Source organism: Bradyrhizobium cedriense (assembly GCF_054602315.1).
This window is the reverse complement of record NZ_JBTSWB010000002.1, coordinates 364,377-385,177: the sequence shown is the minus strand read 5'-3', so window position 1 is coordinate 385,177 and position 20,801 is coordinate 364,377. Positions and strand designations below refer to the sequence as shown.

Sequence of the window (20,801 nt, the reverse complement as noted above, 5' to 3'; positions counted from 1 at the left end):
GTGATCGATCACCGGCCCCTTCTTTCCTGGGGGAAGGACCATGCTGATCGCATTCAAACTCAAGCTGGCACTCGCCTGCGCGGCCGGGCTTGCAGGGCCGCTGGCCTTTACGCCTCTGGCTTCCGAGATGACGAGGCACCACGCGCGAGGCGAGCCGGTGACGGTCGCGGTCGCCCCCGGCAGCTTCTCATATCGCGAGGCCGGCGACTTCACCCACGGCGGGCAGCAGGCGGAAGCGCCGCTGCGCACGATCCGGATGGACCGGCCGCTGCACGTCATGCGGAATCAGGTCTCCTCATCCGACTATCAGCTTTGCGTGCAGGACGGCGCCTGCCGCGCACTCGACCGTGACGTCGAGATCGCCGCCGATCGCCCCGCGGTGCAAGTGAGCTGGCACGATGCCGAGGCCTATGCGGGCTGGCTGTCGCGCGAGACCGGCCATCATTATCGCCTGCCGAGCGACGAGGAATGGGCCTTTGCCGCCGGCTCCAGATTCAAGGACGATGGCCTGCCGGTCGATGCAAGCGACCCTTCGAAGCGCTGGATCAGCCGCTACGAACGCGAATCCGAACGCGACGTCTCCGACACCACGGCCCACCCGTTCGGCAAGTTCGGCCTGAACGAGCATGGCATCGAAGACCTCGCCGGCAACGTCTGGGAATGGACCGCGACCTGCTTCGTGCGCTCGCGGATCGACGAGGCCGGCGATGCCGGCCGCCCGACCGTGAACTGCGGCGTGCGTATCGCCGAAGGTGCCCACCGCGCCTATGTCACCGATTTCATCCGCGACGCCCGCGCCGGCGGCTGCGCCCAAGGCGTGCCGCCCGCCAATCTCGGTTTTCGGTTGGTTCGGGAGGAGACGTCATGGCTGGTCAGCGTGTCGCAGCGCCTGAGCAAGACGTGGCCGGCAAAATCATAATGATAGCGGCGCGCATCGTTTTCCCGGCAACGTCTCGATCCATATTAGAATCGATCTAAAGTAGGCAATATTGGAATCCCTCTAAGTCATGTCTCTCGCGACATCGCGTCGCTGACTTTGCCACAGCGCCTGCGCTACTCAATCGGGCGTTCAATTGCCCGCCTGGGAGCAGCCTTTATGATCAATCTTCGCGTCCTCGCCGCGTCCGCGGCGATGTTGAGCCTGACCTTATCCTTCGTGTCGAAAGCAGCCGCCAATGGCGAGGTCAACGTCTATACCTATCGCGAGACCAAGCTGATCCAACCGCTGTTCGACGCCTTCAGCAAGGATACGGGCATCAAGGTCAATGTCGTCTCCGCAAGCTCCGGTCTGGAACAGCGCATCAAGGCGGAAGGCGCCAACAGTCCGGCCGACGTGCTGTTGACGGTGGACATCGGCCGCATCGACGAGGCCGTGCAGGCCGGCGTCACCCAGCCGATCAAGTCGGAGCTGGTCGACAAGGTCGTGCCGGCGCAGTATCGCGATCCGGAGGGACACTGGGCCGGCATCTCCATGCGCGCACGCGTGATCTATGCCTCGAAGGATCGCGTCAAGCAGGACAAGATCACCTATGAGGAGCTCGCCGATCCCAAGTGGAAGGGCAAGATCTGCATTCGCTCGGGCCAGCACATCTACAACAACGCCCTGTTCGCGGCATACACGGCCAAGTACGGCGAGGCCAAGGCCGAGGAATGGCTGCGCGGCGTGAAGGCCAATCTCGCGCAGAAGCCGTCGGGCGGCGATCGCGAAGCCGCGCGTGACGTTGCCGCTGGCAAGTGCGACATCGGCATCGGCAACACCTATTACTGGGCGCTGATGATGAACAACGATCCCGAGAAGAAACCGTGGGCGGAGGCGACCCGCGTCATCCTGCCGACCTTCGAGGGCGGCGGCACCCACGTCAATCTCTCCGGCGTGCTGCTCGCCAAGCACGCGCCCAACAAGGCCAACGGCATCAAGCTGATCGAGTGGCTCGTTAGCGAGCAGGCGCAGCAGATGTATGCCGACCAGAACTACGAATATCCGGTTCGGGGCGGTGTCGCCATCAACTCTACCATCGCGGGCTACGGCAAGCTCGGCCCAGACCCGTTGCCGATCGCAAAGATCGCCGCCAACCGCAAGGCTGCAGCCTCGCTGGTAGACAAGGTCGGCTTTGACAACTGATCTCTGGCGGCCCTCCTCTCTCAAAGTGGCAGAAGCTTCGGGCGCGCGGCCTCGTTTGAGAGGCCGCGCCCACGCCGGGCGCGCCGCAACCGCAATCGCGATCGCAACCGCGATCCTGGTCGCGGCGCCCGTGATCTCGATCGTTTCGCTGGCCTTGCAGCCGGCGCCCGATGTGTGGCACGACCTGATCAACTACGTGCTGCCGGCCGCCCTCCTGGACACCGCCCTTCTGCTCGTCGGGGTCGGCGCGCTCACACTTCTGATCGGCGCCGGCACGGCATGGGTGATATCGCGTCACGATTTTGCTGGCCGGGGCATGCTCCTGTGGCTGATGCCCCTGCCGCTGGCGATTCCGACCTATCTTGCGGCTTACGTTTATGCCGACCTGTTCGAACCGCTCGGCCTGGTACATCGCACGCTGGCGATCTGGCTGCCGCTGCCCGATGCCCTCGGCCATCTGCCCAACCTGCGCTCGCTGCCGGGCGCCATCTTCGTGATCGGGCTCGTGCTCTATCCTTACGTCTATCTGTCGGCGCGCGCGACGTTTCAGGTCCAGTCTGCCGAATTCGCCGAGGCGGCCACGACGCTGGGCGCGGGCCGATGGACTGTTTTCTGGCGCGTTTCACTGCCGATGGCGCGCCCGGCGCTCGCGGTCGGCGTGGCGCTGGTCGCGCTGGAAACGCTCAATGACATCGGCGCCAGCGAATATCTCGGCATCCGCACGCTGACGGTCTCGATCTTCACCACCTGGCTCAACCGCGGCAGCCTTGCCGGTGCGGCGCAACTCGCATGCCTGATGCTCGCGATCGTCGCCGGCCTGATCGCGATGGAGCGTTACGGCCGCCGCAACGCCAATACCGAATTCTCGGCCGAAAGCCCGCATGTGAGGCAGCGGACTCCGCTTATGGGCGCAAGAGCGTGGATCGCGTTCGCGGTCTGCGTGCTGCCGGTGCTGATCGGCTTCGTCGTGCCGCTGTTCTATCTGGCGCATCAGGCTCTCGGACGCGGACTGCTCGCGAATTTCGACCCGCTGCTGTGGCGCCATACCTTCCATTCGTTTGCCTTTGCAGCGATCGCGACGCTGATCGCGCTGATGCTTGCGCTCGCCACGACGATCGCGCACCGCTTTCGGCCGGATCCTCTGCAATATTTGGCGATGAGCATCGCGCAGGCCGGATACGCGCTGCCGGGTCTGGTGATTGCGCTGGGCCTGCTAACCCCGGTACTGGCGGTCGATAATGCGCTGAGCGCGATCGCCACCTGGATCGGATGGTCCCTCCCCGGGCTGATCCTGGTCGGCTCCGGGATGGCCGTCGTCATCGCCTATACTATTCGTTTCCTGGCCGTGCCGGTCGGCATGATCAAGGCCGGGTTCGACAGCATTCCGCGCGACTATGACGAGAGCGCGCGCTCGGTCGGCGCTGGCCAGGCGATCATGTTGAGGCAGATCTATCTGCCGTTGCTCCAGCCCGCGATGCTTGGCGCCGTCATCATCATGTTCGTCGACTGCCTGAAGGAGCTCCCGGCAACGCTGCTCCTGCGGCCCCTCAACGTCGAAACACTGTCGACGTCGGTCTACCAGTTCGCAAGCCGCGGCAATTTCGAGGACGGCGCGCTCGCGGCCCTCCTGATCATCGCCGCCAGCATCGGCCCGGTCGCCTGGCTCACCCGGTTCTCCGAGGTGCCGAGCGGGCCCGCTTGAAGGCATGAGCATATCGTCCGTGCATCCGTGGCGCTTCGACCGATTGAGTTGTCATCGCCCAATCTGATCGCGCTGAACAAAAATCGTGAGGACGCACAGACCGTATCGTGATGCGCGCCCCAGCGTCTTACGTGTTCTTCAGCGCGACGCGGAATTCCGCTTCGGTCTTGGACTTGACCTCGTCCAGCGAGACGCCGTCGGCGAGCTCGATCAGGGCCATGCCGCCGCTGCCGTGCTTGTCGATGGTGAACACGGCGAGATCAGTGACGACCATGTCAACGACGCCCTCGCCCGTCAGCGGCAGGTTGCACTTCTTCAGCAGCTTCGGGCCGTCCTTGGCCGAATGCTCCATCACCACGATGACGCGCTTGACGCCGGCGACGAGATCCATCGCGCCGCCCATGCCCTTGACCATCTTGCCGGGGATCATCCAGTTGGCGAGATCGCCGTTCTGGGCCACCTGCATGGCGCCGAGGATCGACAGATCCATGTGGCCGCCGCGGATCATGCCGAAGGAATCGGCGCTGGAGAAATAGGAGGTCGAGGGCAGCTCGCTCACGGTCTGCTTGCCCGCGTTGATGAGATCGGCGTCTTCTTCGCCCTCATAGGGAAAAGGACCCATGCCGAGCATGCCGTTCTCGCTCTGCAGGCTGACGTCCATGCCGTCCGGGATATAGTTCGAGACCAGCGTCGGGATGCCGATGCCGAGATTGACGTAATAGCCGTCGCGCAGTTCCTTCGCGGCGCGGGCGGCCATCTGTTCACGAGTCCAGGCCATCTAGCTCTCCTGTAGTCCTACGTTGCGCATGATCTCTTGGGAAGTCCGGTGTCCAGTTCTGCGGATCATGCGGCTCAAGCTGCCGGACGCGGGCGAGTGTTGCGGAATTCGATGCGCTTCCTGGCGGTGCCGACCTCGACGATGCGCTTCACGAAGATGCCGGGCGTGTGGATGTGATCGGGGTTGAGTTCGCCGGCCGGAACCAGATGCTCGACCTCGGCTACCGTGATCTTGGCGGCGGTCGCCATCATCGGGTTAAAATTGCGCGCGGTCTTGCGGTAGATGAGGTTGCCGGCGGTGTCGCCCTTCCAGGCATGCACGATGGCGAGGTCGGCGAACAGGCCGCGCTCCATCAGGTACTTCTCGCCGTCGAACTCCTTCACTTCCTTGCCTTCGGCGATCAGCGTGCCGACGCCGGTCTTGGTGTAGAAGGCCGGGATGCCGGCGCCGCCCGCGCGGATGCGCTCGGCCAGCGTGCCCTGCGGATTGAATTCGAGTTCCAGCTCGCCGGCGAGGAATTGCTGGGCGAACAGCTTGTTCTCGCCGACATAGGACGAGATCATCTTCTTGATCTGGCGGGTTTCGAGAAGGCGGCTTAGGCCGATACCGTCGACACCGGCATTGTTGGAGACCACCGTCAGGCCCTTGACGCCGGACTCGCGGATGGCGTCCGACAATTCCTCCGCAATGCCGCAGAGGCCGAAGCCGCCCGACATGATCATCATGTTGTCTTTCAGAATGCCGTCGAGCGCCGACTTGGCGTCGGGATAGACCTTGTTCATGCAGATGACCTTCTGAGCCTTCGGCTTGCGGGCGTCGCGCCTTGTTGGCGGCGATTATTAGGCGAAATCCTCCAAAGCCGTCAATGATACGGGGTTCTCCGCCGCGCCCCCGGGTGATAGAAGCTGCCCACGCGGTGGGCAGAATCGTCCACGGCCTTGAAAGCGACAAGAAAACCCATCAAGTTGCGGGACTTAACACAGTAGGACTTGGGCGCGGCCATGCAGGTTTCCCGGCCGGCCCTTCAGGCTCCAACGACCAACCCGATCAGGACATGCCATTGACCATGGCCCAAGGAATGAAGCGCCTCGGGACGCCGATCGTGGCGCTGCTCGGCGTCGCGCTGATCGCCCTGATCGCGACCTCCTGGCTCATCAACCGCGACGCGCTGCGCAAGGCGGTCGAAGCGCAGATCCGCGACGTCACCGGGCTCGAGCTCAATGTCGCAGGCAGCATCGACATCTCGGTACTGCCGGCAAGCTACATCTCCTTCCGCGACGTCGGCCTCAAGGGCGGCGGCACCAGCGCTCCGGCACTCCAGGTCGACGTGCTCACCGCCAATTTGCGGCTCCTGCCGCTGCTGCTGCAGCGTTTCGAGATCGCCGACCTCACGCTGCTGCGGCCGCGCATCCATGTCAGCCTCAAGCCCGGCGGCGAGAGCAACTGGACGCCCTTCATCCAGACCATCGCGCGCACCATGAAGCCCGGGGCCGAGAACCAGGTCTCGTTCTCCGAGATCCGGGTTCAGGACGGCGTGCTCGACTACGAGGATGCCGTCACGCATGCCACCGAGAAGCTCGCGGACATCGATCTGTCGCTGGCCTGGCCTTCGATCTCGCGCTCCTTTGCTGCGACCGGACAGTTCGACTGGCGCGGCGAGCGCGTCGACGGCTCGATCAGCTTCTCCGATTTCGTCGCCGCCCTTTCCGGCGACCGTTCCGGTCTGAAGGCGCGGATCGCCAGCCCGCCGCTCAAGCTCGCCTTCGACGGCAGCGTCGCCAATCGCACCAGCCCCATGATGGAAGGCACGCTCACCGTGGACAGCCCGTCCTTGCGCAACGCACTGCGCTGGACCGGGCAGCCGCAGCCCGGCAGCGGCGGCTTCGGCCGCTTCGCGCTGAAGGCGCGCGCCAACGTCGTCGGCGCTTCGATCGCACTCACCAATGTCAATGTCGAGCTCGACGGCAATGCCGCCGAGGGCGTCATGACCTACGCCAATAACGGCCGGCAGACGCTGCAGGCGACGCTTGCTGCCGACGCGCTCGACTTCACGCCTTATATCTCGACGTTCCGCCTGCTCGCGAGCGGCGCGCGCGACTGGAACAGGCAGCTCTTCGACCTCAACGCATTGTCGACCACCGACCTCGACATGCGCCTGTCGGCGGCCAAGCTGACGGTCGGACCGACGAAGCTCGGCCGCACCGCAATCGGCGCCAATTTGCGCAACGGCACGCTGGCGCTCTCGGTCGGCGAGGCGCAGGTCTATGGCGGGATCGCCAAGGGCTCGTTCGGCATCGCGCGCTCCGACACCGTCGCCGACATCAAGGCGCAATTCCAGTTCACGGACGTCGACCTCCAGGCCTGCGCCGCGGAACTGTTCGGACTCAACAAGCTCTCCGGCCGCGGCAACATCAACGTCTCGCTCTTCGCCTCCGGCTCGAGCCCGTTCGGCCTCGTGCAGTCACTCGACGGAAGCGCCACCGTGACCGGGCATGACGGCGCGATCGCGGGCTTCAACGCCGAGCAGCTTCTCAAGCGCCTGGAGCGGCGGCCGCTCTCGGGCGGCGGCAATTTCCGCAACGGCTCGACGCCCTACAACAATCTCACCATTGCAGTGAAATTCTCCGACGGGATCGCCACCGCCGAGGACATCCGCGTCGAAGGACCGGCCGCAAAGATCACGCTCACCGGCACCGCTTCGGTGCCGACGCGCGAATACGACATGAAGGGCGTGGCGAGCCTCAACAGCGCCTCGGGGTTCGAATTGCCATTCGTGGTGCAGGGCCCCTGGGACGATCCGCTGATCTTCCCCGATCCGGAAAGTCTCATCCGCCGCTCGCCGGCCTCCGCGCCGCTGCTCGACATGCTGAAGGACCGCAAGGGCGGCGACGCCGTGCGCTCCGCGATCGAGCGCATCACCGGAAGCGGAAAGCGTCCCGCGCCGGCGGAATCGCCGACGGCGGAAAATTCCAAAGAGAACGCCAAGTCCAACTAACAAGTCCAACTAGGCTGACGTCTGACCCAGGTGAGTTTCAACTGAGGACGGCGCCTCTCTGGCATTTGCCGACCATCGCGAATTGATCCGGCCGAATTGATGCGGCGATTGGATCGATGCACGCGTTAAGCATCTGCTCTGGACCGACACCCACGACTGGGTCTGACAAGATGCGTTGATTGCGCTACCATCCTGCGCTAGTGTTTTATACGACCGGTTAAAAACACCGGCCGTTTGAGGGAGAAACACGTGAAATCCAAGGTTATTGGCGCAGTATCATTGGCGGTCGCTGCGGTCGGGCTTTTTGCCGCCACTGCACCCGCTTTTGCGCAGCAGAAGACGATCACGGTCTGGTGGGGCAAGGGCTTCTATCGGTCCGAAGACGACGCGCTGATCGAGACGATCAAGAAATTCGAAGCCAAGACCGGCATCAAGGTCGAATTGTCGCAATACGCGATCCAGGACATGATTCCGAAGACGGTCGCCGCGCTCGATGCCGGCACCGTTCCCGACGTCGCCTATTCCGACTCCTATGACGTGCAGGCGCAGGGCAAGTGGGCCTATGAAGGCAAGCTCGAGGACCTCTCGGATGTCATGAATCCGATCAAGGACCGGTTCGTGCAGAACACGCTCGATGCGTCGATCCTCTACAACGACGTCGCCAAGAAGAAGGCCTATTACGGCTTTCCGCTGAAGCAGCAGAGCATGCACGTTCAGATCTGGAACGACATGCTGGAAAAGGCCGGCTTCAAGGTGAGCGACATCCCGAACGACTGGGCGGGCTACTGGACGTTCTGGTGCGACAAGGTGCAGCCGGCGATCCGCAAGGCGACCGGCCAGCGCATCTACGCCGTCGGACAGCCGATGGGCGTGGAATCCACCGACTCCTTCCAGTCGTTCTACACCTTCATGGACGCCTATCACGTCAAGCTGGTCGACGACGACGGCAAGCTGCTTGTCGACGACCCGAAGGTCCGCGACGGCCTGATCAAGGCGATGAAGGACTATACCGACACCTACATCAAGGGCTGCACGCCGCCCTCCTCGACCACCTGGAAGGATCCGGACAACAACGTCGCGTTCCACAACAAGACCATCGTGATGACCCACAACTTCACGATCTCCATCGCGGCGAAGTGGTTCGAGGATTCGCAGAACCAGGCGCTCACCCAGGACCAGCGCGACGCCGGCAAGAAGGCTTATGAGCAGGACATCATCACGGCATCCTTCCCGAAGGCGCCGGATGGTTCCACCATTCGCTATCGCTCCGACGTCAAGACCGGACTGGTGTTCACCGCGGCCAAGAACAAGGCCGAGGCCAAGCAGTTCATCAGCTTCCTGCTCCAGGAAGAGAACGTCCGTCCCTACATCGAAGGCGCGCTCGGCCGCTGGTTCCCGGTGACGAAGGAAAGCCAGGAAAGCCCGTTCTGGCAGGCTGACAAGCACCGCAAGGCCGTCTACGCGCAGTTCAAGGGCGGCACCGCCGCGTTCGATTTCACGAAGAACTGGAAGTTCACGATCCTCAACAACGAGAACGTGTGGGCGAAGGCGATGAACCGCGTCGTCAGCGAGAAGGTTCCGGTCGACAAGGCCGTCGACGAACTGATCGCCCGCATCAAGCAGGTCGCGGGTTGAGTCATCGTTCCCTCTCCCCGCAATGCGGGGAGAGGTGTAAGAACAACACCGGCCGCGTTTCGCGGCCGGCTTCTCTTTGAAGAGTCCGAAAAGAATGGCGATCACGCTCTCTGGCGATCAGGCAATCCCCGGCCCGCCCCTGTCGTCACGGCTGACCCCGGCGCAGGTCTGGGGCATCGTACTGCTCGCGCCTTATCTGCTCGTTTTCCTTGCCTTCGTCGTCTATCCCGTCTGCTACGGGCTGTGGCTGGCGAGGGCCCCGTCGAATTATGTGGCGCTCTATAATGATCCGATCTTTGCGCGCGCCGCGATCAACACGCTGATCTTCCTGGTCATCGGCATCAACATCAAGATGTTGATCGCGCTGTTCCTGTCCGGCTTCTTCGCCCAGCAGCGCACCTGGATCAAATGGCTCTCGGTGATCTTCATCCTGCCCTGGGCGGTGCCGTCGATCCCGACCATCCTGTCGGTGCGCTTCATGCTCAATCCCGAATGGGGCATGATCAATCACTACATCTTCTCCTTGACCGGTGATGACGGACCGAACTGGCTGAACGATCCGACCGTGGCGCTGACCATGGCGATCGCCGTACACATCTGGAAGTCGCTGCCGTTCTGGACGCTGATCCTGATCACCGGCCGCCTCGCGATCTCTCACGATCTGTTCGAGGCCGCCGAGGTCGACGGTGCGAGCTGGTGGCAGAAATTCCGCTACATCACCTGGCCGTCGATGCAGACGCTCTACGTCACCTGCACGCTGCTCTCGATGATCTGGACGCTCGGCGATTTCAACAGCGTCTATCTGCTCACCGGCGGGGGACCTGCCGACCTCACGCACGTGCTGGCGACGCTCGGCATCCGCTATCTCCGGCTCGACCAGCTCTCGCTGGCAATGGCGTCGATCGTCTGCGCGATGCCGTTCGTCCTGCCGCTCGTGTACTTCATGATGAAACGGTTATCGCGATGAAGCTCCCCGGCGTAAGCGAATTTTCCTGGCGCGACGTCGCGACCGAAGCGCGGCTGCTGCTGATCGGAATTCCCGTCTTCCTGTGGACGATGATCCCGATCTATCACATGTTCCTGTTCGCGATCTCCCCGAAGGAGGATGCGTTCTCGGGCAAGCTGTGGCCGGATCACCCGACGCTGCACAATTTCCAGATCGTGTTCAAGCAGCAGCACTACTTCCTGCGCGACTTCTACATCCAGTTCTGGAATTCGACGGTGATCGCCGTCTCCGTCGGCGTGCTGACGCTGGTGATCGCGACCTCGGCGGCGTTCGCGATCTCGCGATTGAAGGCGCCGGGCGGGCGCACCGTGCTGAACCTCGCACTCTTCACTTACTTCATCCCCGCGGCGTTCCTCGCCGTGCCGATGTACCGCACCATGGGCAATTACGGCCTGCTCAACAATCACTGGTCGCTGATCCTGGCCATGGTGACGATCGCGAGCCCCTACGCGATCTGGGTGCTCAAACAGGCCTCCGACAAGCTGCCGGTCGAGCTGGACGAGGCCGCCGTGATGGACGGCGCGACGACGCTCCAGATCTTCCGCCTGGTCTATCTGCCGCTGATGATGCCTTCGCTGGTCGCGATCGGCACCTACGCCGTGCTGCTGGCCTGGAACGAATATCTCTACGCGTTCCTGCTGCTCTCGAACGACCGTGAGATCACCCTCCCCGTCGCGCTCGGCAACTTCCTTGCCGCCGACGATTCGCCGTGGGAGTTGCTGATGACGACCGGCTTCATTTACGCGCTGCCCCCGGCCGCGGTCTACTACGCCTTCCGCCGCTACATGGTGGGCGGGCTGACGGCAGGTGCGGTGAAGTCGTAGCTGCCTCCCGTCATTGCGAGCTACCGGGCCCGCGCCGAAGCGCGGCCCGATGACAGGCTCCGCGAGCCAATCCTTCCGCTGAGACGATCTGGGTTGCTTCGTCGCACCAGCGAAAAATTGCTTCGCAATTTTGTCGCGGGCTCCTCGCAATGGAGGCGGCGCTCACAACGGCGCCGCGCTCTCGCCCTGCGAGCTCGACAGCTTCGAGGCGAGCGAAGCGATGACGATGACCACCGCGATCAGGGCGATCACCAGCGTGCAGATCGCGTTGATCTCAGGCTTCACCCCGAGCCGCACCTCCGAATAGATCCGGATCGGCAGCGTCGCCGAGCCAGGACCGGTGGTGAAGCTCGCGATCACGAGATCGTCGAGTGAAAGCGTGAAGGCCAGCATCCAGCCGGCGACGATCGCCGGCGCGATCAGCGGCAACGTGACGGACACGAACGCGCGGACGGGATCACAGCCGAGGTCCATCGCCGCTTCCTCCAGCGAGCGATCGAGCGAGCCGAGGCGGGAGTGCACGACGACGGCAACGAAGCACATCGTCAGCGTGGTGTGGGCGATCGTCACGGTCCAGAAGCCGCGCTCGGCGTTCAGCGCCACGAACAGCAGCAGCAGCGACAATCCGGTGATCACCTCCGGCATCACCAGCGGCGCATAGAGCATGCCGGAGAACAGCGTGCGGCCGCGGAACCGTTCGCCGCGCGACAGTGCCACCGCGGCGAGCGTGCCGAGCAGCGTGGCGATGGTCGCGGAGCAGACCGCGACCCGCAGGCTCATCCAGGCCGCCTCGATCATGGCGCGGTCGTTGAAGAACTCGTGATACCAGCGCAGCGACCAGCCGCCCCACACCGTCACCAGCCGCGAGGCGTTGAAGGAATAGATGACGAGGATGAGGATCGGCAGGTAGAGAAACGCCAGCCCGAGCGCGAGCGAGGCGACGTTGAAGCGGGACAGCCGGGAGACCTTGCGCATCGCCTCACCGCCCATGTTCGAGCTGTCGCTTCTGCAGCCGTTCGTACAGCAGCAGCGGCACCAGCAGCACCATCAGCAACACGATGGCGGCCGCGGACGCAACCGGCCAGTCCTTGTTCGTGAAGAATTCGAGCCACAGGGTCTGGCCGATCATGAGCGCGTCGGAGCCGGCCAGGAGATCCGGGATGACGAATTCGCCGACGATCGGAATGAAGCACAACAGCACGCCGGCGCCGACGCCGGGCAGCGACAGCGGAAAAGTCACGAGCCAGAACACCTGCCAGGGCGGCGCGCCGAGATCGGAGGCCGCCTCCTCCAGCGCCGGCTCCATCTTGGCGAGCGTGGCGTAGAGCGGCAGGATCATGAACGGCAAGTAGGAATAGACGATGCCGATATACATCGCGGTGTCGGTTGAGAGCCACACCACCGGCTGGCTGACCAGATGCAGCGCCAGCAAAATCTGGTTGAGCAGGCCGTCATGCTGGAGGATGTTGATCCAGGCATAGATGCGGATCAGGAACGAGGTCCAGAACGGCACGATCACCAGCACCATCGCCACCGCCTGCCAGCGCTTCGGCAGCCGCGCCATGCCGTAGGCGATTGGGTAACCGATCAGCAGCAACAGGGCAGTCGCCGTGAGGGCGACAGTGAGGCTGCGGACATACGCGAATACATAGATGTCGTCGGAGACCAGAAGCTTGAAATTGTCGATCGAAAGTGCGGCAAAGGCGCCCTTGAGCGCGTCCCATCCCGCCGTCAGATCGAAGAGCGGCTCGTAGGGCGGCTGTGCGATCGCCGTCTGCGACAGGCTGATCTTCAGCACGAAGGCGAACGGCACCAGGAAGAACAGCACCATCCAGACATAGGGTGCGATCGCGGCGAAGCGCGCCGGTCGCGCGAAGATGCTGCGTGAGCTCATGACGGCAGCACCACGCAATCGTCGGGCGTGAACCAGGCGACGACATGCTGGTTCAGGCTATAGGCATCGACGTCGAGGCGCGCGCTGTTGGCGACCGACGCCCGCACGGTCCCGCCGGTGTCGAGCTTCACCTTGTAGGTGGTGGTGCCGCCGAGATAGCAGATGTCGGCGATGACGCCGTCCAGCCGGTTGATCGCCGTTTCGTGACCGGTCTCGCTGACGGGACCGCGGCGCGACAGCTTGATCTTCTCGGGACGGATCGCAACCGACAATTTCCCGGCACCGACTGGTTCGCGCGGCTCGGCCACCACCAGCGCACCCGCATCACGCGTGCCAATCACCAGACGATGACCGTCGCGCAATTTCGACTCGCCATCGAACAGATTGATGTCGCCGACGAATTCCGCGACCCAGCGCGAGCGCGGGGCCTCATAGAGTTCGCGAGGATTTGCGACCTGCGCCAGCCTGCCGGCCTTCATCACACCGATCCGGCTCGCCATCGTCATCGCCTCCTCCTGGTCGTGGGTGACGATGACGAAGGTCATGCCGAGCCGCCGCTGCAGCTCCATCAGCTCGCCTTGCGTGCTCTCGCGCAGCTTCTTGTCGAGGGCTGCGAGCGGCTCGTCGAGCAGCAGCAATTGCGGCCGGCGCGCCAGCGCACGGGCCAGCGCCACGCGCTGGCGCTGGCCGCCCGAGAGCTGGTCCGGCTTGCGCTTCTCCAGCCCTTCGAGTTTCACCAGTGCGACCATCTCGGCCACACGGGTGGTGATGTCGGCGCGCGGCATGCCGGCGCGCTTGAGGCCGAAGGCGATGTTGTCGCGCACAGACAGATGCGGGAACAGTGCGTAGTTCTGGAACATCATGTTGATCGGACGTTCGTGCGGCAGCGCCTGCGCGATATCCTTGCCGCCGAGCAGGATGCGCCCCTCGTCCGGCGCCTCGAAGCCGGCAAGCATGCGCAAAAGCGTGGTCTTGCCGCAGCCGCTCGGGCCGAGCAGCGCGAAGAACTCGCCGGCCTTGATGTCGAGCGACACACCATCCACCGCGCGGAACGGCCCAAACGTCTTGGCGACGCCCTCGATCCGCAGCAGCGGCTGGCCGGGCGCCGGACGCGGATCTCCGCCAGCTGCATTGGCCGCGGCGTCTGTTCTGGGCAACTCGTCGGTCATGTTCCCTGCCAACCCCGATTCCGCCGCACGCTAGCGGCCGATCGTCTCCAGCTCAACCGGTTCAGGATGAATCGTTCACATCCGGCATGAACACAGCCAGCGCGTCACGGTCCGCTGCAGGCATGCGCACGCGACGGAAACCGCGGCGCTCCAGCACCGAGAGATCATCGTGGATCAGCCGCGGTGTTGCCGATGATGCCGTGCCGTCGAGATCGCCCTGCTCGAACAGGATGACCCGCAGGCCGCGGCCCGCCGCATCGCGGGCGAGGCTGACGCCGTTCAGGTCGCCGCCGATGATCGCGAGGTCGCAATCCGCCATGAGGCCATCGAGAAGGAGCAAAACGCCCCCCATCACTAACCGGTCTTGAGCGCGAGCTCCAAGATCTCGGTGCGGCCGACGAGGCCGGCATATTTCCCGATCGGCAGCGGCTTGCCGAGCAAGTAGCCCTGCACGCCGTCGCAGCCTTCCTTGGCGAGGAAGGCGAGTTGCTCGACCGTCTCGACGCCCTCGGCGACGATCGACATTTCGAGACCGTGGCCGAGATCGATCACGGCGCGGACGATCGCCGCCGATTGCGGGTTGCGCCCGAGATTGATGATGAAGGCGCGGTCGATCTTGATCTTGTCGAACGGGAACGCCTGGAGATAGCTCAGCGAGGAATAGCCGCTGCCGAAATCGTCCATGGAGATGCGCACGCCAAGCGACTTCAGGCGGCGCAGCAGCGCCAGGCCCCGGTCGAAATCCTCGATCAGCACGCCCTCGGTGATCTCGAGCTCGAGCCGGCCAGGTGCAAGGCCCGTCTCGATCAGGATCGAATGGACCAGTCCAACCACGTCGCCGTGCATGAACTGCGCCGGCGACAGATTGACCGCGACCTGCAGCGGCTTCGGCCAGGACGCCGCCTCGCGGCAGGCCTCGCGCAGGATCCACTCGCCCATCTCGACGATCAGGCCACTCTCCTCGGCGAGCGGAATGAACTCGGCAGGCGAGACCTGGCCGCGCACCGGATGCTGCCAGCGCGCCAGCGCCTCGAAGCCGATGATCTCGCTCTCGGCAACGCTGTGGCCCGCGACTCCCTGCGGCTGGAAAGCCAGCGAGAGCTCGCCGTTCTTGATCGCCATCGACAGGTCCTGATGCAGCACGCGGCGATCGCGGATCTGCTGGTCCATCTCCGGCTGATAGAGGCTGATCGAGCTGCGCGACTTCTGCTTGGCGCGGAACAGCGCCGCACCGGCATTGGCGAGCAGCGCGGCACCGTCGGAGCCATTGTGCGGGAAGATCGACATACCGGTGGTGATGCCGGCACGAACGGCCCGGCCGTCGATCTGGAATTCCGGGGCGAGCGCCTCGCCCAGCTGCTGCGCCAGCGCAAGGCCCACCTCGGGCTGCTTGCCGTCGATGATCAAGCCGAATTCGTCGCCGGAGAGGCGCGCCACCAGGCCGCCGCGCGCGGCATCCTGGAGCCGCTGGGCGACCTCGATCAGGAGCTTGTCGCCAAGCGCGTGGCCGAAGACGTCATTGACCTCCTTGAGGCCGTCAAGGTCGATACAGAGGACCGCAAATTCCTCGTCGGTCCCCTCGCAGGCTTCGATCATCTGGGTCAGCGCCTGCAGGAACGCGGCGCGGTTCGGCAGATCGGTGAGGCCGTCGTGATAAGCCATGTGCGCCATGCGCGACTCGGTCTGCCGGCGGTCGGTGACGTCCTCGTGCGTCTTGATCAGATATTGCGGCTCGCCGGCATCGTTGAGCACGGTGGCGCGGCGGGTGAGGAACAGCCGCAGGCCGCCCTTGGTGGAGATCGGATGCTCCTCGGTGATCATCCCGCGCTTCTTGATCGCGGCCTCGTCGCGCGCGATGATCAGCTTGGCTTCCTTGGGATTGAAGATGTCGGACGCGGTCAGGCCGATGGCCTCTTCCCGCCTGCGGTTGAGGATCGTCTCCGCACTGCGGTTGGCGAGCAGATAGCGGCCGTCCTTGACCTGCTCCACGATCAGCGCCACCGGGATGTTGTCGACCACGAGCTCGAGGAATCTCTTGGTGCTCTCCAGCTCCTGTGACAGCGAGCGGCGGTCGGTGATGTCCTCGAACACGATGAGAAGAAATTCCGGCTTGTTGCTCTCGTTGCGGACCACGATCCGGATCGAGGCAACCATGCGCCTGACGCCGCCGCGGTCGACCTCGAATTCGTTGCGGAACTGGCCGTCCGGCGCGTTCAGCGCGGCCTGGTCGGCGGCTTCGATGCTGGCCGCGGAGCCCGGCACGAACAGCTCCCGCGCGTTCCTGCCGACGGCGCAGTCCCGCGACAATCCCCAGAACCGTTCATAGGCGCTGTTGGCGAAGATGTAGCGACCGTCTTCGATGTTCTTGGCCGCCACGCAAGCCGGGACATGATCCAGCACCGATTCCAGGAACTGCTTGGTCGAGGCGAGCTGGCGCGACAGCTTGCGCTGTTCGCTGACGTCGAGATGCGTCGCCACCGAGCCGCCGTTCGGCAACACGAAATACTTCACCAGGATGGCCCGGCCGTCGGGCAGTTCCGTGATCAGGCCATTGGCGCTTGCCGCCTTGTCGTAGAATTCATCGTCCGAGGCGCCCAGCACTCCGCGCTTGCGCCGCAGCGCAAGGAGTTCGAGGCCGTTCATGCCAGTCCGGACATCCGACCGCGTCAGGCCATAGATCTCGAGATAGCGATCATTGCAGAAGATGACGCGCCGCTGCGCATCCGTCATCACCACGCCCTGGTTGAGATTGTTCATGGCGGAGGAGATGAAGGCGTTGCGCCGCAACTGCAAACGCCTGGTCCGGCGCAGCGAGGAATGAATCCACAGCACGATCGCGGCGAGGAACGAGCACAGGACGATGCCCGCGATCAGCGCTTCCCAGACGACACTGGGATCGAGCTTGGCGAGGTCCCCTGGAGTGGGAAAGCCGTCCGGCAACGCATAGGCATGCGCAGGCGCGACCGCGCCGGCCAGGCACATGACGGCCTGCGCAGCGATCGGAAGCGTGCTGCCCGCGTGCCAGTTCTTCTCAGCCATCAGCCACCCGCGATTTCAACGTGGGATTGTCTGGCCTCGCCGGTTTGGATCGGGTAAATGCCTGTACGTGCAATGGAAAAATGTAACGCGAACTACGGCAATTGCCCTGACATGATAAACGCCTCCTTAACGGAAAACGGCCCCGGCCCCTCATTTGCGGAAGCGGTGCCACCGGCGCTTCCAGCGGACATCCTGCACAACCATGGATAGGGTCGACTGCGTCGTCATCGGAGCCGGCGTGGTCGGTCTCGCGGTGGCTCGAAGGCTTGCGCAAGCCGGCCGCGAGGTAATCGTGCTCGAGGAAGCCGAGGCCATCGGCACCGTCACCTCCTCGCGCAACAGCGAGGTGATCCATGCCGGCATCTACTATCGTGCCGGGAGCTGGATGGCGCGCATGTGCGTCAGCGGCAAGCACGCGCTCTACCGCTACTGCGCCGAGCGCGGCATCCCCCATAGAAATTGCGGCAAGCTGATCGTCGCGACCAGCGCGAAAGAGACCGAGAAGCTGCAGTCGATCAAGGCCCATGCCGAAGCCAACGGCGTGCTCGACATGCAGTTGCTTTCGGGGGAGGCCGCACGCGCGCTGGAGCCGGCGCTCGCCTGCGACGCTGCGCTCCTCTCGCCCTCGACCGGCATCATCGACAGCCACGCCTATATGCTCTCGCTCCGCGGCGAGGCCGAGGACGCCGGTGCGGCCTTTGCGTTTCACACCCCGCTGGTCCGCGCAAAGGCGGCGGCCGGCGTCATCGAGATCGAGGCCGGCGGCGAGACGCCGATGACGCTGCAATGCAGCCTCCTCGTCAACGCCGCGGGACTGTCGGCGACCAATGTGGCGCGCAACATCGAGGGCATGCCGCTGGACCGGATTCCGCCGGCCTATCTCGCCAAGGGAAACTACTTCAGCTGCAACGCCAAGGCGCCGTTCTCACGCCTGATCTATCCGGTGCCCGAACCCGGCGGGCTAGGGGTACATCTGACTCTTGATATGGCAGGGCAGGCGCGCTTCGGGCCCGACGTCGAGTGGATCGAAACGATCGACTACGAGGTCGACCCGTCACGGGCGGAACGCTTCTACCCGGCGATCCGCAAATACTGGCCGACGCTGCCCGACGGGGCGCTGATGCCGAGCTATTCAGGCATCCGCCCGAAGATCGTGCCGCCGGCTGTGGCCACGCAGGACTTTCTCATCCAGGGCCCGCGCGATCACGGCGTCGCGGGCCTGGTCAATCTGTTCGGCATCGAATCACCCGGACTGACGTCGTCGCTCGCGATCGCCGATCACGTCGCCGAACTCGCGGACATCTAGAGTCCCGTCGAGCGAAGCGGATGACGGTTCGCGTCGAGAAAAAAACCGTTCAAGCAGACATTGGCGCCGCGCAAACATCCTGCGCGGCTTGCATCCTGTGCAGGGATGAGCACGAATGCTCTCATCCCTGCGTGAAGGATGTGATCAACTCTATGCTGTTGCGGGGACTGCTAGTGGAGCGTCTCGCTGTGCCTCAGACGCTCGATCTGGTCCTTGACCATCAACTTCCGGCGCTTCAACTCAACAATTTGCAGGTCGTCCGTTGAAAGGTGCACGAGAGCTTCGTGCAATTCGTTTTCGAGAAGTTTGTGCTTCCGTTCCAATTCAACGAGATGTGCCTGAATTGTCATTCGAAACCTCCTCGGTAGGGTTGAACCTCAGGATTCGATCCGGACGAGGAAGTCTACATCACCGATTCGTCCTGTCGATGGGTATCCGTCGTCGCAGTGTCATTTTTGAAATTTCATATGTAAGGAAGCGTGACTAGGGGAACCGTGCGGGATAATTCCATGATATCAATGCGTCTGCGCAACTCCACGGCGGCTCGCAGAAATATGTTGCGGGAGACCGGCGAGCGAGGAGCGCAGATCGCTTGCGATCACGCTGCGCAAGGACGATAATTTCCACAGGGCATCCACAGCCCAGATTCACGCCTATCGGTTTTCGGCCACCGCAGACATGACCAATGAAGATGAGCGTGAGCTCGAAGCCGAGCTCACCCGGTTGCAGCAGGAACACCGAGATCTCGACGCAGCGATCGATGCATTGCATCAATCGCCCGCACCCGACCTGTTGCGCTTACAGCGGCTGAAGAAGCGCAAGCTGTTGTTGCGTGACCGCATCGCGTTCATCGAAGACCAGATTACCCCCGACATCATTGCCTGATCGTGAACCGGCTTTCGCCGCGGCTTCACCCACCTGAATCCGCTTGACTCCAAAAGAACAAAATAGGAACATTGAAGAAGACCTCACAAAGGGCCCAGCACAGGACACGAGGACAACGCAGATGTCGGCAACGACCCTTCTCGACAACCGCCACTATGAACAGGCCTGCGATCAGGCGATCGCGATGTGCGACGGCAATCTGCGCAGCACCATCAAGGCGCTGATCATGGCCAACGAATATCTGGAAGCCGAGCTGGAGGAGCTGCAGGCGGCGATTTCCGCCGGCTGCATTCCGGAGACCTCGCGCAGCAAGATGCGGAGCAAGAGCAGCGCCGCCTGATTTTCAAGCCCGGAGCAACGCCATGTCGGATGTGACCTACTACGTTGCAATGCCCTTTTTGATCGATGCCGACGGTTCGCCGGTCGCGGGCGCTGCCGAGGAGTGCCAGACTTCGGCTGCCGCGTTGCGGCGCGCCGAGATTTTGGCCCATGGTGCCGGCCACATCGGCGCGGTCGCGTTCAGCCGCAGCGGCGATCCCATGACCGGCGAATTCGGCGACGCCAGGCTGCTGCGGAAGTTCGGCAACGTGCCGGAGGATCTGGTGGCGCTGTAAGCTCAGCTGCCGACCAGCCTGATCCGCGGTTCGTGCCGCCGCCGTGCCTTGCGCACGTACATGGCGGCATCCGCCTCCTCCAGGGCGCGGCCTGCGTCGGACTGCGCCCCCAGCAGCGCGACGCCGGCGGAGGCGCCCGCTGTCACGTGTTGACCGCGGAAGACGAAGGACAAATCGTCGATCGCCTGCTCGAAGGCCGCGGCCTTGGCCTTGGCATCGGTCTCGCTGAGATTCCAGAGCAGCAACGCGAACTCGTCGCCGCCGAGCCGACCGACCACGTCGGAGGCGCGGACCTGCCGCGTCAGCGTGGCGACAATCGCCTTGAGCACCTCGTCGCCGGCGGCGTGTCCGAAGGAATCGTTGATCGGCTTCAGCCGATCCACGTCGAGAACGATCAGCGCCCCGCTGGCGCGGTAGCGCTTCATATAGGCGATGGCGCGCGCGAGCTCGCGCTCGAAGCCGCGCCGGTTTGGAATTTCAAGCAGGAAGTCGGTGTCGGCCGCGGCTTCCAGTTCCACGACCCGGCGCCGCGTCTCCTTGAGCTTGGCGCGCAAGCTCCGGATTGTCGCCCTGACGTTTTCTCTGGCTCGATCGTCCCCCGCCGCGGCGCGCCGCGCGGGCTTCGCCGGACGCCTGGTCAGCGGCTTGGCAGCGGCCTTGGATCGGCGGGCACCGGTCTTCCGGCCCTTTTTGGCCTTCGCAGCGGTCGCCCTTTTCGGTTTCTTCATGGGCATCCTGCTCAATGAAGGCTTGCGGGGATTCACCAAGACAGGATAGTGGATTCCCTTCTCCTTGCCACCGCCTTGCGAGCCGCCGGCCGGACCCGTTAATC

19 protein-coding genes and 1 pseudogene are annotated in these 20,801 nt (G+C 63.9%); 11 read left to right on the top strand and 9 right to left on the bottom strand.

Features of this window, described 5'->3' with window-relative positions; translation table 11 throughout:
- The first annotated feature begins 40 nt into the window (after positions 1-40).
- The 3 genes from ACYCVF_RS08115 (at position 41) to ACYCVF_RS08105 (ending at position 3,824) form a co-directional block, all read left to right on the top strand.
- Positions 41-919 carry an SUMF1/EgtB/PvdO family nonheme iron enzyme gene (locus tag ACYCVF_RS08115; protein ID WP_459603183.1) on the top strand — a complete coding sequence of 293 codons (879 nt, stop codon included), beginning with the start codon at positions 41-43 and terminating at the stop codon, positions 917-919.
- A 177-nt stretch (positions 920-1,096) separates the two neighbouring features.
- Positions 1,097-2,122, top strand: a complete 1,026-nt coding sequence (locus ACYCVF_RS08110) for a Fe(3+) ABC transporter substrate-binding protein (protein WP_459603185.1) — start codon at positions 1,097-1,099, stop codon at positions 2,120-2,122.
- 55 nt (positions 2,123-2,177) lie between these two features.
- Positions 2,178-3,824, top strand: a complete 1,647-nt coding sequence (locus ACYCVF_RS08105) for an ABC transporter permease (RefSeq protein WP_459603187.1) — start codon at positions 2,178-2,180, stop codon at positions 3,822-3,824.
- Positions 3,825-3,951: 127 nt separating this feature from the next.
- Here ACYCVF_RS08105 and ACYCVF_RS08100 read toward each other — a convergent pair whose 3' ends face one another.
- Positions 3,952-4,602, bottom strand: coding sequence for a CoA transferase subunit B (locus ACYCVF_RS08100; protein WP_459603189.1), 651 nt, complete (start codon positions 4,600-4,602; stop codon positions 3,952-3,954).
- Positions 4,603-4,676: 74 nt separating this feature from the next.
- On the bottom strand, positions 4,677-5,384 hold the full coding sequence (locus ACYCVF_RS08095) for a CoA transferase subunit A (RefSeq protein ID WP_459603191.1): 708 nt from the start codon (positions 5,382-5,384) through the stop codon (positions 4,677-4,679).
- Positions 5,385-5,668: 284 nt separating this feature from the next.
- On the opposite strand from ACYCVF_RS08095, the gene ACYCVF_RS08090 reads away from it, so the two are divergent.
- From ACYCVF_RS08090 to ACYCVF_RS08075, 4 genes are all read left to right on the top strand, one after another.
- Entirely contained in the window at positions 5,669-7,597 is a 1,929-nt protein-coding gene (locus ACYCVF_RS08090) for an AsmA family protein (RefSeq protein WP_459603400.1), read from the top strand.
- 249 nt (positions 7,598-7,846) lie between these two features.
- Positions 7,847-9,232 carry an ABC transporter substrate-binding protein gene (locus tag ACYCVF_RS08085; protein ID WP_459603193.1) on the top strand — a complete coding sequence of 462 codons (1,386 nt, stop codon included), beginning with the start codon at positions 7,847-7,849 and terminating at the stop codon, positions 9,230-9,232.
- Between the two features lie 94 nt (positions 9,233-9,326).
- Complete coding sequence (locus tag ACYCVF_RS08080; RefSeq protein WP_459603195.1) at positions 9,327-10,199, top strand: carbohydrate ABC transporter permease; 873 nt, start codon at positions 9,327-9,329, stop codon at positions 10,197-10,199.
- Entirely contained in the window at positions 10,196-11,062 is an 867-nt protein-coding gene (locus ACYCVF_RS08075) for a carbohydrate ABC transporter permease (RefSeq protein WP_459603197.1), read from the top strand. The genes ACYCVF_RS08080 and ACYCVF_RS08075 overlap by 4 nt, the downstream gene beginning before the upstream one ends.
- A gap of 162 nt (positions 11,063-11,224) precedes the next feature.
- On the opposite strand, the gene ACYCVF_RS08070 is transcribed toward ACYCVF_RS08075, so the two are convergent.
- The 5 genes and pseudogenes from ACYCVF_RS08070 to ACYCVF_RS08050 form a co-directional block, all read right to left on the bottom strand.
- A complete protein-coding gene (locus ACYCVF_RS08070) occupies positions 11,225-12,037 on the bottom strand; it encodes an ABC transporter permease (RefSeq protein WP_459603199.1) in 813 nt (270 codons plus the stop codon).
- A 4-nt stretch (positions 12,038-12,041) separates the two neighbouring features.
- Positions 12,042-12,956, bottom strand: a complete 915-nt coding sequence (locus ACYCVF_RS08065; RefSeq protein WP_459603201.1) for an ABC transporter permease — start codon at positions 12,954-12,956, stop codon at positions 12,042-12,044.
- On the bottom strand, positions 12,953-14,125 hold the full coding sequence (locus ACYCVF_RS08060; RefSeq protein WP_459603203.1) for an ABC transporter ATP-binding protein: 1,173 nt from the start codon (positions 14,123-14,125) through the stop codon (positions 12,953-12,955). Before ACYCVF_RS08060 ends, ACYCVF_RS08065 begins: the two co-directional genes overlap by 4 nt.
- A gap of 106 nt (positions 14,126-14,231) precedes the next feature.
- A pseudogene (locus ACYCVF_RS08055) lies at positions 14,232-14,444 on the bottom strand (FAD-dependent oxidoreductase); the annotation flags it as partial.
- Positions 14,445-14,479: 35 nt separating this feature from the next.
- Entirely contained in the window at positions 14,480-17,164 is a 2,685-nt protein-coding gene (locus ACYCVF_RS08050) for a sensor domain-containing protein (protein ID WP_459603205.1), read from the bottom strand.
- Positions 17,165-17,366: 202 nt separating this feature from the next.
- Between ACYCVF_RS08050 and ACYCVF_RS08045 the strand changes: the two genes are divergently transcribed.
- Positions 17,367-18,470, top strand: a complete 1,104-nt coding sequence (locus ACYCVF_RS08045; RefSeq protein ID WP_459603207.1) for an NAD(P)/FAD-dependent oxidoreductase — start codon at positions 17,367-17,369, stop codon at positions 18,468-18,470.
- 170 nt (positions 18,471-18,640) lie between these two features.
- Here ACYCVF_RS08045 and ACYCVF_RS08040 read toward each other — a convergent pair whose 3' ends face one another.
- Complete coding sequence (locus ACYCVF_RS08040) at positions 18,641-18,820, bottom strand: YdcH family protein (RefSeq protein ID WP_459603209.1); 180 nt, start codon at positions 18,818-18,820, stop codon at positions 18,641-18,643.
- Positions 18,821-19,148: 328 nt separating this feature from the next.
- Between ACYCVF_RS08040 and ACYCVF_RS08035 the strand changes: the two genes are divergently transcribed.
- The 3 genes from ACYCVF_RS08035 to ACYCVF_RS08025 all read left to right on the top strand — a co-directional run bounded on the left by ACYCVF_RS08035 (position 19,149) and on the right by ACYCVF_RS08025 (position 19,969).
- Positions 19,149-19,355 carry a YdcH family protein gene (locus ACYCVF_RS08035; RefSeq protein ID WP_008546179.1) on the top strand — a complete coding sequence of 69 codons (207 nt, stop codon included), beginning with the start codon at positions 19,149-19,151 and terminating at the stop codon, positions 19,353-19,355.
- A gap of 121 nt (positions 19,356-19,476) precedes the next feature.
- Positions 19,477-19,695, top strand: coding sequence for a hypothetical protein (locus ACYCVF_RS08030; protein ID WP_459603211.1), 219 nt, complete (start codon positions 19,477-19,479; stop codon positions 19,693-19,695).
- Positions 19,696-19,717: 22 nt separating this feature from the next.
- On the top strand, positions 19,718-19,969 hold the full coding sequence (locus tag ACYCVF_RS08025) for a hypothetical protein (RefSeq protein WP_459603213.1): 252 nt from the start codon (positions 19,718-19,720) through the stop codon (positions 19,967-19,969).
- Positions 19,970-19,971: 2 nt separating this feature from the next.
- Here ACYCVF_RS08025 and ACYCVF_RS08020 read toward each other — a convergent pair whose 3' ends face one another.
- Positions 19,972-20,697, bottom strand: coding sequence for a GGDEF domain-containing protein (locus ACYCVF_RS08020; RefSeq protein WP_459603215.1), 726 nt, complete (start codon positions 20,695-20,697; stop codon positions 19,972-19,974).
- Positions 20,698-20,801 lie beyond the last annotated feature (104 nt).

What these genes read in the sequence shown, in the direction of transcription:
- ACYCVF_RS08040 (WP_459603209.1), bottom strand. Translation starts at nt 18,820, where the DNA reads ATGACAATTCAGGCACATCTCGTTGAATTGGAACGGAAGCACAAACTT.
- ACYCVF_RS08115 (WP_459603183.1), top strand. Translation starts at nt 41, where the DNA reads ATGCTGATCGCATTCAAACTCAAGCTGGCACTCGCCTGCGCGGCCGGG.
- ACYCVF_RS08035 (WP_008546179.1), top strand. Translation starts at nt 19,149, where the DNA reads ATGACCAATGAAGATGAGCGTGAGCTCGAAGCCGAGCTCACCCGGTTG.
- ACYCVF_RS08090 (WP_459603400.1), top strand. Translation starts at nt 5,669, where the DNA reads ATGGCCCAAGGAATGAAGCGCCTCGGGACGCCGATCGTGGCGCTGCTC.
- ACYCVF_RS08075 (WP_459603197.1), top strand. Translation starts at nt 10,196, where the DNA reads ATGAAGCTCCCCGGCGTAAGCGAATTTTCCTGGCGCGACGTCGCGACC.
- ACYCVF_RS08095 (WP_459603191.1), bottom strand. Translation starts at nt 5,384, where the DNA reads ATGAACAAGGTCTATCCCGACGCCAAGTCGGCGCTCGACGGCATTCTG.
- ACYCVF_RS08025 (WP_459603213.1), top strand. Translation starts at nt 19,718, where the DNA reads ATGTCGGATGTGACCTACTACGTTGCAATGCCCTTTTTGATCGATGCC.
- ACYCVF_RS08065 (WP_459603201.1), bottom strand. Translation starts at nt 12,956, where the DNA reads ATGAGCTCACGCAGCATCTTCGCGCGACCGGCGCGCTTCGCCGCGATC.
- ACYCVF_RS08030 (WP_459603211.1), top strand. Translation starts at nt 19,477, where the DNA reads ATGTCGGCAACGACCCTTCTCGACAACCGCCACTATGAACAGGCCTGC.
- ACYCVF_RS08060 (WP_459603203.1), bottom strand. Translation starts at nt 14,125, where the DNA reads ATGACCGACGAGTTGCCCAGAACAGACGCCGCGGCCAATGCAGCTGGC.
- ACYCVF_RS08070 (WP_459603199.1), bottom strand. Translation starts at nt 12,037, where the DNA reads ATGCGCAAGGTCTCCCGGCTGTCCCGCTTCAACGTCGCCTCGCTCGCG.
- ACYCVF_RS08080 (WP_459603195.1), top strand. Translation starts at nt 9,327, where the DNA reads ATGGCGATCACGCTCTCTGGCGATCAGGCAATCCCCGGCCCGCCCCTG.
- ACYCVF_RS08045 (WP_459603207.1), top strand. Translation starts at nt 17,367, where the DNA reads ATGGATAGGGTCGACTGCGTCGTCATCGGAGCCGGCGTGGTCGGTCTC.
- ACYCVF_RS08100 (WP_459603189.1), bottom strand. Translation starts at nt 4,602, where the DNA reads ATGGCCTGGACTCGTGAACAGATGGCCGCCCGCGCCGCGAAGGAACTG.
- ACYCVF_RS08020 (WP_459603215.1), bottom strand. Translation starts at nt 20,697, where the DNA reads ATGAAGAAACCGAAAAGGGCGACCGCTGCGAAGGCCAAAAAGGGCCGG.
- ACYCVF_RS08110 (WP_459603185.1), top strand. Translation starts at nt 1,097, where the DNA reads ATGATCAATCTTCGCGTCCTCGCCGCGTCCGCGGCGATGTTGAGCCTG.
- ACYCVF_RS08050 (WP_459603205.1), bottom strand. Translation starts at nt 17,164, where the DNA reads ATGGCTGAGAAGAACTGGCACGCGGGCAGCACGCTTCCGATCGCTGCG.